This is a genomic window from Collinsella tanakaei (assembly GCF_016902615.1).
GTDB classification, from domain to species: domain Bacteria; phylum Actinomycetota; class Coriobacteriia; order Coriobacteriales; family Coriobacteriaceae; genus Collinsella; species Collinsella tanakaei_A.
In genome coordinates, this window is record NZ_JACJMB010000013.1 from 1 (window position 1) to 15089 (window position 15089).

Below are 15089 nucleotides of genomic sequence, written 5' to 3' on the forward strand. Positions count from 1 at the left end.
CGAGCTCCCTGAGCTTGCGGTCGTGCCTGCATCGTAGGCCGACGGACATGAGAAAGCCTCCCATCTCTCGGACTTTTATTTCCATGTCCAAGAAATGGGAGGCAGTTCACGTTGTGACACGGGGCCCCGAGCGTTTTGCCGGTTGTTTTGGGCTACACCTCGAAGTGCGCGCCCATGAGCTTGGCGAACTCACGGCAGATCGCCGTGTCGCCCGGCCATGCGGGGGCGGTCACGAGGTTGCGGTCGACGACGGCCTGGTCGGTGTCGACGGGCACGTAGGTGCCGCCCGCAAGCGTGATGTCCGGCCCGACGGCAGGATAGGCCGTTGCCTTGTAGCCTGAAAGGACGCCGGCTGCGGCGAGAACTTGCGGGCCGTGGCAGATGGCGGCGACGGGCTTGTTTGCGGCGAAGAACTCGCGCACGATCTCGAGCACGCGCTCATTCAGGCGGATGTACTCGGGCGCGCGGCCGCCGGTTATGAACAGGCCCTCGTAGTCCGCGGTGTCGACGGCGTCGAAATCGGCGGTGAGGGCGAAGTTGTGGCCGCGCAGCTCGGTATAGGTCTGCTCGCCGAGGAAGTCGTGGACAGCGGTCGCCACGGTATCGCCGGCCTTCTTGTCAGGGCATACCGCATCAACCTGGTAGCCGATCATGGACAGCGCCTGGAAGGGCACCATCGTCTCGTAGTCCTCGGTGAAGTCACCGCACAGCATGAGGACCTTCTTGGTCATATCGAGCTCCTTTCGCCGAGGGCGGGTCTGCGCCGTCGCCTGATGGACACGTGCGGGAGGTGCGTGACGCCAGCCGAACCTTTGGATTCGGCGGAGTCTGCCTTGTCCCGTGTGGACCACCATACCCCACTCGCGCGTACTTGATTCTGGCGCGTCGTGTCTGTGGCCGCGCCAACTAGGCGAACGGCGCGCGTGCACATGTTGCATAGCGTTGCGCAACATGTGGGAGGATGCTGGAGTTACGATAGCTGTGCTAGTATAAAGGGCGTTGTACGTCCGGGTTCGCTCGGACGTTTTCGCATCTGTAGAAAGGTTCTGTGCTATGGCAGATTGTTCCACTTCTTGGTGGCGCCGCAACGCGGTGAAGCTCGCGCTTGCGTCCACCATGTCCGTTGGCCTTGCCTTCGGTGCGACCGCTGCGTACGCCGCCGAGCCGGCCACCACCTCCGATGTCGCGAAGATCGAGGCGACCTCTTTCGCGGTCGTCTCCGAGACCGACCAGGTTGCACTCAGCGCTACCGAGGTCGAGCCTGCTGTCGAGACCGAGTCCGAGGGTTCCGCCGTCACGGAGACGCCTGTCGAGACCCCTCAGATCGATGCTGCAGGCGACCCGGAGAAGCCCGCTATCCTGGGCGAGGACGAGATGGCCGATTCCGTCGCCGGCGATATCGAGGTCGCGACCGACCCTGATGAGAACGAGACCGCGACCGGCACGAACAAGGGCGACGATGAGGACGCAACCTCCGATAAGGAGGAGGCCGATCCCGAGACCGACAAGTCCGAGGGGGACGAAACCGACCCGGATGCCGAGGAGAAGCCCGGCGAGGGGGAAGAGGGCGAAGAAGGCGACAAGGATCCTGAGGAGGACCCCGAGGGCGACAAGGACCCCGATCCCAGCGACCCGGACAACAAGCCCGCGGGCGGCACGGGTTGGAGCACCGATGCCTCCGGCAACAAGTACTACTACGAGAACAACGTCCTCGTGTGGACCGTAGACAAGAGCGGCAACCGCACCTACTACAAGAACGGTGTCGCCACCAGCCCGGACTGCGTGTTCTTCGAGGACCCGACGACGGGCACCCGCTATTGGTACGAGGGCGGCAAGACCGTTTCCAGCCACTCGTTCTATGATCCGGCGACCAATAACTGGTATTGGGCCGATGCTGATGGCACCATCGCGCGCAGCAAGGACGCGTTCATCCCCACCGACAGCTCCGTGGACATGAACCTCTTCCTGAGCGATACCGCCTATCGTGACTCGCATGGCAAGTGGGTCCGCTTCGATGACAACTACGTCATGGTCAAGGGCGAGAACCTCTACGACGGCGGCTGGTATTACTTCAATCCCGTGACGAGCGAGATGGTGAAGCACTTCGCCTACATCACCCCGAAGAACAGCACCCAGGGTAAGTGGGTCTTCTACGACGAGATCACCGGCCGTATGCTGTATGGCGAGCAGTACAAGACCTCCAACAAGACCGATAGCACCTACCACTGGTACTACCTGAACGACTACACCGGCGCCGTGACGTACGGTTGGTGGACCATTCCCACCTCCGGCAAGCTCGTGTTCTACGATCGCGTCGCGGGTTGGATGATGTACAACTGGGTCGACACGGGCGACAACGCCGTCGGCACCAACACGAACTGGCATTTCTTCAACCGCTACACCGGCGAGTGCATGACGAAGGATGACCGTGGCAACGCCGCGCACGACAGCTGGCTGCGCATGTACGACGGCACGAGCAAGACCGATAAGTACATCGTCGTCGACAAGGACAACTTCCGCACCATCATCTTCCAGCGCGTGGGCAACGATTGGGACGTCGCGAAGGTGTTCCGCTGCGGTCTGGGCCGTCCCGACGCCAACATGGGCCGCGGCACGCAGGAGGGCGTGTGGACCCTCGGCGAGAACGTGCCGTCCTACCCGGTGCCCGATGAGCTGTGGCGTGCAAACTATCCCCGCATGGAGAATGACACCACCTCCGGTGTCCGCTGGAGGATCCACTACATCTGGGATCAGGGCTTCCACAGCACTGTGTACACGAGCTCCATTCCGGCTGAGCAGCAGCTCGAGCGCTACATCTCTGATGGCTGCGTGCGCCTGCTCGACGCCGACGCGAAGTGGCTGTGGGATAACTGCGCGAACGGCACGCGCGTCTATATCTGGCGTCGCTACTAGCCAGAGCGCCTGCGCCCATCATCTTTGAGCGCCTATGCGACCCCGTCTGCTTGCAGGCGGGGTCGTTCTTTTTAGATGTCCTCCGCAGGGACGGGGTTATTTGGTGCCACGTGGCCCGCATGCGGGCCACGTGGCACCAAATAACCCCGTCCCCCCGGAGGACATCCACGGCTGTGTCATAATGGGGATAACGTCAATCGTTATGGGAGGGTCTGATATGGCCGCTACAGTGGAGAATAATCTCGATGCGATGCTCAAGCGGGGCTTCTCGAAGAAGATGGCCACGCTGTATCTCAACAACCTCGAGCGCGAGAAGCGCGACGGCTTCTTCGACGCCGACTATCTCGCCTGGGCGCATGAGCACGGCTTCTACGGCGAGTCGGCGACCGCCTATAACCTCACCGAGGACACGATCGACAACTACCTGTCCGATTACGACTACTGCCGCGTCTGGCCGCTGAACGACTGGCAGCGCATCTGGATCAACGACAAGCTCACGTTCGCCTACATGTTCTGGGGCACGAAGTTCCAGAAGTACCTGCCCGAGTCCTATTACTACTGCGCGCAGGACCGCCTCGTGCCCCTGCTCGACAGCCAGATGGACCCGACCATCGACGGCTTCCTTTCCCTGTTGCGCGAGAAGGGCGAGTATGCCGCCAAGCCCTGCAACGGCGAGTGGGCACGTGGCTTCCACAAGCTCAGCTACGTGGATGGCACCTACTTCATCGACAACAAGCCCTCAGACGAGGCGCACGTGCGCGCGTTCGTGGAGGAGAAGAAGAACCTGCTCTACACCGAGTTCTTCCATCCGAGCGCCGAGATGGCCCGTATCGACCCGCTCATCCACACGCTGCGCATCCTCATGGTCAACCGCGACGGCGCGCATCCGTATCCGGCGTCCGCCTACCTGCGCTTCGCCATGGGCACGGGCGGCGACGACTCCAAGGCGAACTACCATCGCCCTGAGTCGCGCGACATCAGCTCCTACAACGTCGGTTTCGACATGGAGACCGGTCACTTCGGCGGCGGTCACATCATCTACGGCTACAAGCGCATCGATACCGACCTGCACCCCGACAGCGGCGTCGAGGCTGCCGGCACCATCGAGGAGTGGCCGGAGATCCGCAGCATGCTCACCGAGATGTCGCTGCGCATCGGCCCGCTCGAGTACCTGGGCTACGACGTGGGCATCACCGACCGCGGCGTGAAGCTCATGGAGATTAACTCCCACTCCGGCTGCAAGTACCTGCAGGTGTTCCGCCCGTACCGAGTCGACGCCTTCATGAACGAGTTCTTCTCCGATAAGCTCGCCAAGATCGACGCGCTCGACGAGGCGGGCATCGCGCGCCGCAACGCGCTGGCGCGCTAGGATACGGGTGTTTGACGCCATGGAACGCGAACAGCGCTCGATTCTTCTGCTCGGGGGCTCCCGCCAGCAGGTGGTGGCAATCGAGTGCGCCAAGCGCTTGGGGTATCGCACCATCCTGTGCGACTACCTGCCCGACAACCCCGGCCAGTTCGCGGCGGACGTGTTCTATCAGGAGAGCACGACCGACCGCGACCGCATGCTCGAGATCGCCCGCGCCGAGGGCGTCTCGGGCGTGCTCGCCTATGCATCCGATCCCGCGGCGCTCACGGCGGCCTATGTGGCTGAGGCGCTCGGGCTTCCCACGAACCCGCTTGCGGCGGTGGAGACCCTGAGCACGAAGCACCTGTTTCGCGCCTACCTCGCCGACCACGGGTTCCCGGCGCCGGCGGCGCATCCCGTGCCGGTCGGTTCGGATGCGGACGAGGTGGCCAAGATCGCCTCGCACATGCGTCAGCCGGTCGTCATCAAGCCGACCGACTCGAGCGGATCGAAGGGCGTGAGTGTGCTCGACCATCCGGATGCAGACGCCGTGTGGGATGCGCTCGAGGCGGCCGCGACTTTCTCGCGCAACGGCGTGCTGCTGCTCGAGGAGTACATCCGCGCGGCTTTCCCGCGCGTTATCGGCGGCGACATCTTCGTCGTGGACGGCATGGTGCGCTTCTGGGGCCTCATGTCATGTCTGCGCGACGAATCGCTCGGCGGCCTCGTTCCCATCGGCGAGCGCTGCCCCTCGGGGCTGTCCTGCGCCCAGGAGCGCGCGGTGCGCGACCAGATCCAGGCGCTCGTGGACTCGCTCGGCCTTCGCTTCGGCGAGTTCAACGTCGAGATCATCGTGGGGGAGGACGATACGCCCTACTTCCTCGAGCTCGGTGCGCGCGCTGGCGGCAACATGATCCCGGTCCAGCTCTCCGACATCTCCGGCATCGACCTCATCGAGGCGAACGTGCGCGCCGCCATGGGAGACGCTGCGCTCGATGTCGCTTTCGACGGCTCGGACGCGGCGGCGGCCACCTATGTGCTGCATGCCGACCGCGCGGGCACGCTGGCGGGCGTGGATATCGCCCCCGAGATCGCGCCGTGCATCTACCGCACCGTCATGTACGTTGAGCCCGGTCAGCCGGTCGAGCGCTTCGACGGTGCCGGCAAGGCGCTCGGCATCTTCTTTTTGCGCTTTGACGACGTGGCGCACATGGAGCGCCTGCTCGACGGCATCACCGCGCGCATCCGCGCGGTGGTATCCTGAATCAGTTGACCTGTCAGACGCCAGGCGCTCGCGCGCAACAGCCGAGTGCCCCGCACAGATTACCTAACCATTGGAGGCCCCTCGATGCATCGAGACGCCCAGTCGCTTGTTTCCGTCATCATCCCCATCTATAACGTCGAGAAGTTCCTCGATCAGTGTCTCGCGAGCGTGCTTAACCAGACCTATCGCAACCTCGAGGTCCTGTGCATCAACGACGGCAGCACCGACTCCTCGCCCGAGATCATCCGCCGCTTTGCGGCCGCCGACCCCCGCGTCCGCCTGATCGACAAGGAGAACGGCGGTTACGGCATGGCGTGCAACCGCGGCCTGGCCGAGTCGCGCGGCGAGTGGATCTCCATCATCGAGCCCGACGACTGGATCGATCCGGGCATGTACGGCGACATGCTCGCGTTCGCCGCCTCGTTCGACGAGACGATCGACATCGTCAAGTGCCCCTGGACCGATATCGTCGACTGGGATGACCCCAAGAAGCAAGACGAGGTTCGCTGCACCCTCGACGGCGTGTACCCGACCTCGACCGCGCCGGCGCCGCTTACGGCCATGCCGCGCCTCATCGAGATGCACCCCTCCATCTGGTCGGCCATCTACCGTCGCGGCTTTCTGGAGGAGAAGGGCATCAAGTTCATCGAGTATCCCGGCAGCGGCTGGGCGGACAACCCCTTCCTCGTGGAGGCGTTTTGCCAGGCGGATACCATCGTCTACCTCGACAAGCCCTACTACAACTACCGCTGCGACCTGCGCGGCTCGACGTGGAACCACAAGACCGAAGACCTCATCGCGCGCCCGTTCGACCGCTGGATGACCATGACGAAGATCATGCGGCGCATCGGTGTTGCGGACCGCGGCGTGTGGGAGGCCCACTACATGCGCGGCTTCAACTACGTGCGCGGCGCCATCACCGACGACGGCGCGGACAACCCCGTCGTGCGCAAGAAGACCCGCGAGCTGTTCGACATGATGGACGACGATCTCGTGCTCTCCATGGTGAGCCTCAACAAGGGGCGCAAGAAGTTCTACTTCGAGGTGAAGGGCGAGGCCTGCCCGAAGCTGAAGCTCACGGGCGAGCGCATGCGCTACCTCATGAGCGAGGGCATGCACGTGCTGCACCTCTACGGCGTATACGGGCTGGCGCTACGCGTGTTCCGCCGCATCCGCCGTATCGGCTTTTCCGAGGTGGACGTCGCGCAGAAGCGCTACCGATAGCGACGGGCTCAACCGCATTTTTTTGCACCATGAGGCCGCGCGGGCATACGCTTCCCGCGCGGCCGTTTTTGTGACATATCGCACCGCCCTTCTGCGCCGGCGGGACTTCGTGGTAACCTCGATGGTTGAAAAATTCGCCAGCAACCTCCATTTCCGACAGCGAGAGGAAGCATTCATGGAAGAGATGCCCAAGACATACGACCCGGCGGAAAACGAGCCCAAGATCCTCCAGAAATGGCTCGACGGCGGGTACTACCAGCGCCGTCCGGGCGTGGGCGACTGCACCGTCACCATCCCGCCGCCCAACGTCACCGGCAAGCTCCACATGGGCCACGCCCTCGATGACTCCATCCAGGACGCCATCGTGCGCGAGGCGCGCATGCGCGGCCGCTCGACGCAGTGGATCCTCGGCACCGACCACGCGGGCATCGCCACGCAGACGAAGGTCGACAAGAAGCTCAAGGCCGAGGGCAAAAACCGCCTCGAGATGGGCCGCGAGGCCTTCATCGACGCCTGCTGGGACTGGACACATGAGTACGGCGGCACCATCAAGGAGCAGATCAAGCGCATGGGCTGCTCGGTTGACTTCGAGCACGAGCGCTTCACGATGGATGCCGACTACGCCGAGGCGGTTCGCAAGGTCTTCTGCGACTGGTACCACGACGGCCTGATCTACCGCGGCAAGCGCATCGTCAACTGGTGCCCCTCCTGCACGACGGCCATCTCGGATGACGAGGCGGAGTACAAGGAGGAGTCCGGCCATCTGTGGCATCTGCGCTATCCGCTGACCGAGCCCGTGTGCGGCCAGGACTACATCGTCGTCGCCACGACGCGCCCCGAGACCATGCTCGGCGACACCGGCGTCGCCGTCTCGCCGAAGGACCCCGAGAAGGCGGCCTTCGTGGGCAAGACCGTGATGCTGCCCATCGTGAACCGCGAGATCCCCATCTTCGAGGACTGGCATGTCGACGCCGGCTTCGGCTCCGGCTTCGTCAAGGTCACGCCGGCCCACGACCCGAACGACTACGCCATGGGCGCGGCGCACGACCTGCCGCAGATCAACATCTTCGACGAGCACGCCGTCGTGGTGGACGGCTACGGCGAGTTTTCCGGCATGACGCGCGACGAGTGCCGCGAGGCCGTCGTCGCCTGGTTCGAGGAGCACGGTCTGCTCGACCACATCGAGGACCACGACCACTCCGTCATGCACTGCTACCGCTGCGACACGACGCTCGAGCCGTGGCTCTCCGAGCAGTGGTTCGTCGCTGTGGACAAGCTGAAGGGTCCCGCGATCGAGGCCGTCGAGTCCGGCCGCGTCCGCTTCAACGCCGACCGTTGGCGCCAGTCCTACCTCACGTGGATGGAGAACCTGAAGGACTGGTGCATCTCCCGCCAGCTGTGGTGGGGCCATCGCATCCCGGTGTTCTACTGCGAGGACTGCGGTTGGGAGGACGCCCTCATGGAGGACACCGACGTGTGCCCGAAGTGCGGCGGCCACCATGTGCATCAGGACGAGAACGTGCTCGACACCTGGTTCTCGAGCCAGCTGTGGACCTTCGCCACGCAGGGCTGGCCGCAGCACCCCGAGGCGCTGCGCGGCCATCATCCCACGACGGCGCTCGTCACCGCGCGCGACATCATCGCGCTGTGGGTCGCCCGCATGATCATGAGCTCTGAGTACTTCCTGCACGAGGAGCCGTTCCACGACGTCGTCATCTACCCGACGATCCTCGCCAAGGACGGCAGCCGCATGTCCAAGTCCAAGGGCAACGGCGTGGACCCCATGGACCTCATGGACAAGTACGGCGCGGACGCCATGCGCTTCAACCTGCTGTCGCTGTTCACGAACAACCAGGACGTGAAGTTCGACGCCGACATCGACAAGAAGACGCACGAGTTTCTGGGCAGCCCCCGCACCGAGCAGGCGCGCGCCTTCGTGACGAAGATCTGGAACGCGAGCCGCTTCCTGCTCATGAACATGGAGGGCTACACGCCCGGCGAGCCCGCGGCCGAGACCGCGGCGGACGCCTGGATGTTCAGCCGTCTGGCCAAGACCGTGAAGAGCGTGACGGAGGGCATCGAGGGCTATACGTTCGGCGATGTTGCCCGCAGCATCCAAGCGTTCTTCTGGAACGAGGTCTGCGACTGGTACGTCGAGGTCACGAAGTCCCGCCTGAAGGACGCCGACGCCCGCCTGCAGGCGCAGCGCAACCTCATCTTCGTGCTCGACACCTCGCTGCGCCTCATGCACCCGCTCATGCCGTTCGTGACGGAGGCCATCTGGGACGCCATGCCCGCGAGCTGCCTGGATATGGACGGCAAGCGCGCCGAGGCCCTCATGGTCGCCGCCTGGCCCGAGCCCGCTGACTTTGAGCGCTGGATCGACGAGCCCGCCGAGCGCGCCTTCGAGCTCACGCGCGCCGTCGTGACCGACGTGCGCTCCACGCGCGCCCGCTATCGCATCAGCCCCAAGGAGGCGCTGCGCTGCGTGGTCCGCGCGAGCGGCCTCGAGGTCCGCGAAGCGATCGAGGGCATGGCGGACTTCATCTGCGCGAACGCGAACCTCGCCGAGCTGGCTGTGCTCACCGAGGCCGAGTTCGTGAAGCCCGAGGGGTCCATCGCGCTCGCCGGTCCCGACTTCGATGCCTACGTTATCGTGGGCGACCTCGTCGACTTCGCCGCCGAGCGTGCGCGTATCGAGAAGACAATCGCCAAGAACGAGAAGGAGCTTGCCGGCGCCAAGAAGACCCTGGCGAACGAGGGCTTCATCGCCAAGGCGGCACCCGAGGTCGTCGCCAAGAAGCGCGAGCGCGCAGAGGAGCTCGAGGCCGAGATCGCGGCCCTCACCGCCCAGCTTGCCGACTTCGCATAAGAGCGGCCGGTATCGGGGAGCGACCATGGATGCAGGGGCGCAGGCCGAAGGCGGTTCTGCGCCCCTTTCTCGTGGCCGCACGGGCGGGGGCAGGCGGCGCACATGGGTTTCCGCCCGTGCGCTCCGTGCTACCATCGTTGCCGCCGAAACGGCTTATTTGCGGACACGAGATTCGACACACTCCGGATCACATGACACGTAGGAGTTGATTGCACATGCCCAAGCGCACGCACGCGTACGCGGTGCCCTTCGAGGTGCCGGAGCTTCCCTTCGATGAGGCGGTCGCCCTGGCCGCCGATACCGGTCGCATCTCGGGCGACGCCGGGCCCCTGCTCGAGACCGTCGTGGACATGCTCGAGGAGCTCGGGCGGCCCGACGAGCATTACGATTGCATTCAGGTTGCGGGCACGAACGGCAAGACGTCGACCACGCGCTTTTGCGCCGCCATCCTTCGGGGCGAGGGCCTGCTGTGCGCGCTTTACACCTCGCCGCAGCTCGTGCGCTACCCCGAGCGCATGGAGGTCGACGGCCGCGTCGTGAGCGATGCGGTCTTTGCCCACGGGGTGTCTGTCGCTGTGGAGGCGGGCAGGCGCGTGAACGCCGCGCGGGTCGCGGCGCGCAAGCAGGCCTATACCATCACGCCGTTCGACCTGCTGACCGTCGCCGCCCTCGTCATCTTCGCCGAGGCGGGCGTCGACGCGGCGGTCCTTGAGGTCGGCATGGGAGGCCGCTGGGACGCCACGAGCGCGACGGACCCGGTGGCGGTCGCCATCACGGGCATCGGTCTCGATCACATGCGGATTCTCGGTGACACGCTCGCCCAGATCGCCGCGGAGAAGGCGGCCGTCATCAAGCCGGGGCGTGCGGTCGTGCTCGGGGAGGGGACGCACGAGCCGAGCGTCCAGCGCGTCATGGATGAGCGCTGCGCCGCGTGCCACGTGGACCCGCTCGTGGTGGCGCACGAGGTGATCTCGCTGCCGGGCTTTCTGGGCGACACCATCACGTTTGCCGTCCGCACCCCGCTCGCAAGCTATGAGCTGAGCATCCCGAAACCGAGCTATCAGCCGCAAAACGCCGCCTGCGCGGTCGTTCTCGCCGAGGCCTACCTGGGCCGTGCGCTCGATGAGACGCGCCTGCAGGCAAGCCTCGCCGCGTGTCCGACGCCGGGGCGCTTCGATGTGGTCCGCATCGATCCGCTTGTGCTCATCGATGCGTGCCACAACCCCCAGAGCTGCGAGAACTTCGTCGACGCCCTGAACGAATTCGGCCAGGATGTGGCGAGCCGCCCGTGCCTGCTTCTCGCCGCGCTGTCCGACAAGGACGTCCGCGGCATCGTGCGCGCGCTCGTGCCGGCGTTTCCGCGCGTCGCGGTGACCGCGACGGCTTCCGAGCGCGCGCTGCCGCCCGAGGACCTGCGCGACATCGTTGCATCCGAGCTCGCCGAGGAGGGTAGGGCGGCATCAGACCTCGCGGGGGTGTATCCCACGGTCGCCTACGCCCTCCAGGCGTTCGAGGAGGCGGGGGAGCCGCTGGTCGCTGCGGGCACGATCACGCTCGCCGGCGAGGTCGCGGGCCTGCTGCGCGCCGAATGACGCCGGATTCTGCCCCTCCATGCGAGGGTGGCGCACGGGTGCGGAGGGCCCGCGCCCGCCTGTTGCTTGCCCTCGCCGATATTAGGCGCCCGTGTTCATGCGGCCGGCGTGGACGGACTGGACGGAAGGCGCCCATCTGGGCACATCTGCGCTCACGCGGTGCCTTCGGACAGGACCCGCTCACAGGGGTGCCTAATATCGGAAATGGGGAGCATTCAGGCGCCGTGGGACGACCGCTTGCACCGGGCGGGCAGGTCTGGCGGCCCCGTTTCGCATCGGGAACGGGAAGGGGACGTCCTTTGGGCGGCGACGCGCTTCGTCTGCCGTCCGCGTGGGCCGCACCTCAGAAGCGAGGCCCCGCCGATCGTCATGCTCAACGCCTCGCGTTGGGCTCGTGTGCCCGTTTTGCGTTTCCTGCGCGCAAGGTGTGGTCAAACCGTCAAGTTGAACTTTAGGGTGAATGTCTGCTCTATACTGAAACCGTTGGTTTACCGATTGGAGCGGCACTACCGTATGAGTACGTTCTCACCTTCGCGTCGGGCGGACGCCCGCCCGTTTGCACGCATCGCCTGCACTGCCGGCCTCACGGCGGTCCTCGCATGCGCGGGCGCCCTCGGCCCCTGGACCCAGGCGGCCTATGCCGCCTCGGAGGAGACGACAGCAGAGCTCGAGCAGCTGGGCGCCCAGGTGCGCGAAGCCGCCGCAGCGCATGATGCGGCGATCGCCGCGGCTTCCGACCTCGACAGCCAGATCAGCGCGCAGGCGGCCGAGATCCTTCGTATCGAGCAGGAGGTTCTGCCGGCCCAGCGCCAGCGCGCCGCGCAGGCGGCCGCGCACCTCTACAAGATGCGCGAGTCGTCGGGCAACATCGTCTCGATGCTGTTCTCGACGAACTCCCTCACCGATTTCATCACCTCGATGAAGTACCTGACGACCATCCAGGACGACAACGTCGAGATCCTGCAGGACCTCGAGGAGACGAGCGCCGAGCTGTCGGCGCGCATGGCCGAGCTCTCGTCCATGAAGGACGAGGCGGTCGCACAGGAGCAGACCGCCTCTGCCGCCCTGTCGCAGGTGTCCGCAGCGCAGCAGGCCATGCAGGAGCGCGCCGACAGCGAGGATGCCGCCGAGGCCGAGGCAGCGCGCCGCGCCGCCGAGGATGCCGCCGAGCTGCAGCGTCAGATGGAGGAGCGCCAGGCAGCCGAGCAGGCGGCTGCAGCCGAGGCCCAGCAGCAGCAAGCTCAGCAAGAGCAGGCGCAGCAGGACGAGCAGGCAGCCGAGCAGCCGCAGGCGCCCGACCAGAACACCGCGGCCGAGACGCCGTCTCAGTCCGAGCAGGACGCGACGACCGGGCCTGATGACACCACCGACCAGGAATCCACCGATACATCTGACTCATCTGGCTGGATGACCGGCGTCGCCTCGCATTACGGTACGGGCGACGGCCTGATGGGCGGCACCACCGCGAGCGGTGACATCGTGACCGAGACCTCCATGGGCGTGGCCATGCTCAACGTCCCGCTCGGCACCTATGTCGAGATCCGTTATGGTGGCAAGTCCGTCATCGCCGTCGTGAACGACCGCGGGCCGTACGCACACGGCCGCGTCATCGATATGCAGCCGGCCGTCGCCCGCGCGCTCGGGTTCCTCTCGGTCGGCGTCGGTACGGTCGAATACCGCTTCCTGTAGCAGGGCGAAAACATGCCCGTCAAGCCGCGGCTGCATGCGCGAGCAGGCGTATGCAGCCGCGGCTTTTTGTCGCGAATGTCGTGAGGCGACTCTTTCGGTCCCGTGTAGGGGTGCGGCGCGCTTCGGGAGCATCGCTTGCACGCGACGGGCCCGCGCGGCGCACCCTGCGCTAGAATGGGCGCGAACGCAAGACGGCCGAGAGAATCGAGGGTATCGTGGCGAAGGTTGATGAGGCGCGCGTCGCGCGCGTGATGGAGCGGTTGGGGAGAGCGCATCCCGAAAGCCAGCTGCTCGTGACCGATCCGTGGTCGATCTTCTACCTCACGGGCTTCTTTGCGGAGATGTTCGAGCGCTTCTCCGGTGTGCTGCTCGCGCCCGGCGCGCGCCCGGTGATATTCGACAACGCCCTGTATCCCATCGATACCTACGACAACGCCGACGTCGTGGTGTTCAACGACACCGACGACCTGTCCGAGGTGCTCATGGCGCATATCGACCCGACGCTTCCGCTCGGCGTCGACGCGCAGATGCGCTCGGGCTTCCTGCTGCCGCTGCAGGAGCGCGGCGCCGCCTCATCGTTCTTCCTCGGCTCGTATACCGTCGCCGAGACCCGTGCGCACAAGGACGAGCGCGAGCGCGAGCTCATGCGGCGCTCGAGCGCCATCAACGATGCCGTCATGGCGAAGCTGCCCGAGCTGGTCCACGAGGGCGTGACCGAGCACGAGATCGCCGCGCAGATGCTCGATTTGTACCGCGGGCAGGGGGCGGAGGCCTTTTCGTTCCCGCCCATCGTGAGCTTCGGGGCGAACGCTGCGAACCCGCACCACGAGCCGGACGCCACCGTGCTCGCGGACGGCGACGTCGTGCTGTTCGATATCGGCGGGCGCTACCAGAGCTACTGCTCGGATATGACGCGGACGTTTTTCTGGGGCGAGCCCGATGAGGAGTCGCGCCGCATCTACGACATCGTGCGCCGCGCGAACGAGGCGGCCGAGGCCCTGGTGGCGCCGGGCGTGCGCATGTGCGATCTCGACCGGGCGGCGCGCCGGGTCATCGAGGACGCCGGCTACGGTCCCTACTTCACGCACCGACTCGGTCACTCCATCGGGTTGGAGGACCACGAGCCGGGCGATGTGTCGGCGGCAAACGATGCGATTGCGGAGCCGGGTATGACGTTTTCCATCGAGCCCGGCATCTATCTGCCCGGGCGCACCGGCGTGCGCATCGAGGACCTCGTGCTCGTGGGCGAGCAGGGTGCCGAGATTCTGAACGCCTATCCGAAGGTGCCGCAGCGCATCGACCGGTAGGTGAGGGGCGCCTGTTGCCTTCGCATATCGTGCGCAGCACGATACACTATGTCGAAAGCGTGTCATCTGTCGGGTATGCCGCGGTGCGCGTTAGAATGAAGCACACTGTGTATCTCGACCGGGACTGAAAGGTTGTTCTGTCATGTCTCAATACATCCAGGAGATCATGTCGCCCGAGCTCATGGGTGCCATCTACGCGCTCGTCGGCTTCATCGCCGCGCTGTACGTGCTCTCCGTCGTGTACGTGTTCATCGACGCCAAGCGCCGCGGCGTGGGTGTCTTCTGGCTGTGGGGCATCGTCGCGCTCATCCCGTTCGTCGGTCTCATCGCCTACCTGGTGCTGCGCCCGAACTCCTACCTCGCCGACCGCGAGGAGCAGGAGCTCGACATGGCCCTGCGTGAGCGCCAGCTTGCCCAGTACGGCACGTGCCCGCAGTGCGGTAGCCCCATCGAGAAGGATTTCGTGGTGTGCCCGGTGTGCAACACGCAGGTCCGCAACGTCTGCCCGAGCTGCCATCGCCCGCTTGACGCCCATTGGAAGGTCTGCCCCTACTGTCGCACCCATATCCAGTAGCACTGCGCCCTCCGCATCCCGGAGGGCGTTTCTGTCTCCATCGGGGACGGGGCGCCTCGGTGCCCCGCCCCCGATGGAGACGACGCTAGACCTTGCACGCCATCAGTGGTACAACTGATGCACCAACGACCCGAAGGAGCTTGGCCCCATGCCCTGTGCGCTTGCACATATCGCTCGAACTCAGACTATCTAGGCGTCTGTCGTATCCTATGGCCGGCAGGCCACGGACAGGCGCCGCATAGCGCTCGCCGCCATCCGTCATGGCGCGAGCGTTTTTGTTGATTCGCACATACCCGATGTCTTTCA

General features: G+C 65.4%; 10 protein-coding genes. 9 read left to right on the top strand and 1 reads right to left on the bottom strand.

The window, feature by feature from the left end; translation table 11 throughout:
* Positions 1-152: 152 nt before the first annotated feature.
* Positions 153-731 carry a DJ-1/PfpI family protein gene (locus H6A21_RS05845; RefSeq protein WP_204561276.1) on the bottom strand — a complete coding sequence of 193 codons (579 nt, stop codon included), beginning with the start codon at positions 729-731 and terminating at the stop codon, positions 153-155.
* Positions 732-1053: 322 nt separating this feature from the next.
* Here H6A21_RS05845 and H6A21_RS05850 point away from each other — a divergent pair, with 322 nt between their 5' ends.
* The 9 genes from H6A21_RS05850 (at position 1054) to H6A21_RS05890 (ending at position 14783) form a co-directional block, all read left to right on the top strand.
* Positions 1054-2913 carry a L,D-transpeptidase gene (locus H6A21_RS05850; protein ID WP_204561278.1) on the top strand — a complete coding sequence of 620 codons (1860 nt, stop codon included), beginning with the start codon at positions 1054-1056 and terminating at the stop codon, positions 2911-2913.
* A 217-nt stretch (positions 2914-3130) separates the two neighbouring features.
* Positions 3131-4282 (top strand): sugar-transfer associated ATP-grasp domain-containing protein, encoded by a 1152-nt coding sequence (locus tag H6A21_RS05855; RefSeq protein ID WP_204561280.1) that lies wholly within the window; start codon positions 3131-3133, stop codon positions 4280-4282.
* 19 nt (positions 4283-4301) lie between these two features.
* Positions 4302-5525 carry a hypothetical protein gene (locus tag H6A21_RS05860; RefSeq protein ID WP_204561282.1) on the top strand — a complete coding sequence of 408 codons (1224 nt, stop codon included), beginning with the start codon at positions 4302-4304 and terminating at the stop codon, positions 5523-5525.
* An 84-nt stretch (positions 5526-5609) separates the two neighbouring features.
* Complete coding sequence (locus tag H6A21_RS05865) at positions 5610-6749, top strand: glycosyltransferase (RefSeq protein ID WP_204561284.1); 1140 nt, start codon at positions 5610-5612, stop codon at positions 6747-6749.
* Positions 6750-6924: 175 nt separating this feature from the next.
* The gene (locus H6A21_RS05870) at positions 6925-9621 is read left to right on the top strand and encodes a valine--tRNA ligase (protein ID WP_204561291.1); all 2697 of its coding nucleotides are present in this window, start codon (positions 6925-6927) and stop codon (positions 9619-9621) included.
* A gap of 215 nt (positions 9622-9836) precedes the next feature.
* Positions 9837-11213, top strand: a complete 1377-nt coding sequence (locus tag H6A21_RS05875; protein WP_204561294.1) for a bifunctional folylpolyglutamate synthase/dihydrofolate synthase — start codon at positions 9837-9839, stop codon at positions 11211-11213.
* Positions 11214-11726: 513 nt separating this feature from the next.
* A complete protein-coding gene (locus tag H6A21_RS05880) occupies positions 11727-12902 on the top strand; it encodes a septal ring lytic transglycosylase RlpA family protein (protein WP_204561296.1) in 1176 nt (391 codons plus the stop codon).
* Positions 12903-13117: 215 nt separating this feature from the next.
* The gene (locus H6A21_RS05885; RefSeq protein ID WP_204561298.1) at positions 13118-14209 is read left to right on the top strand and encodes a M24 family metallopeptidase; all 1092 of its coding nucleotides are present in this window, start codon (positions 13118-13120) and stop codon (positions 14207-14209) included.
* Between the two features lie 142 nt (positions 14210-14351).
* Positions 14352-14783 carry a double zinc ribbon domain-containing protein gene (locus H6A21_RS05890; protein WP_204561300.1) on the top strand — a complete coding sequence of 144 codons (432 nt, stop codon included), beginning with the start codon at positions 14352-14354 and terminating at the stop codon, positions 14781-14783.
* Positions 14784-15089: the final 306 nt, after the last annotated feature.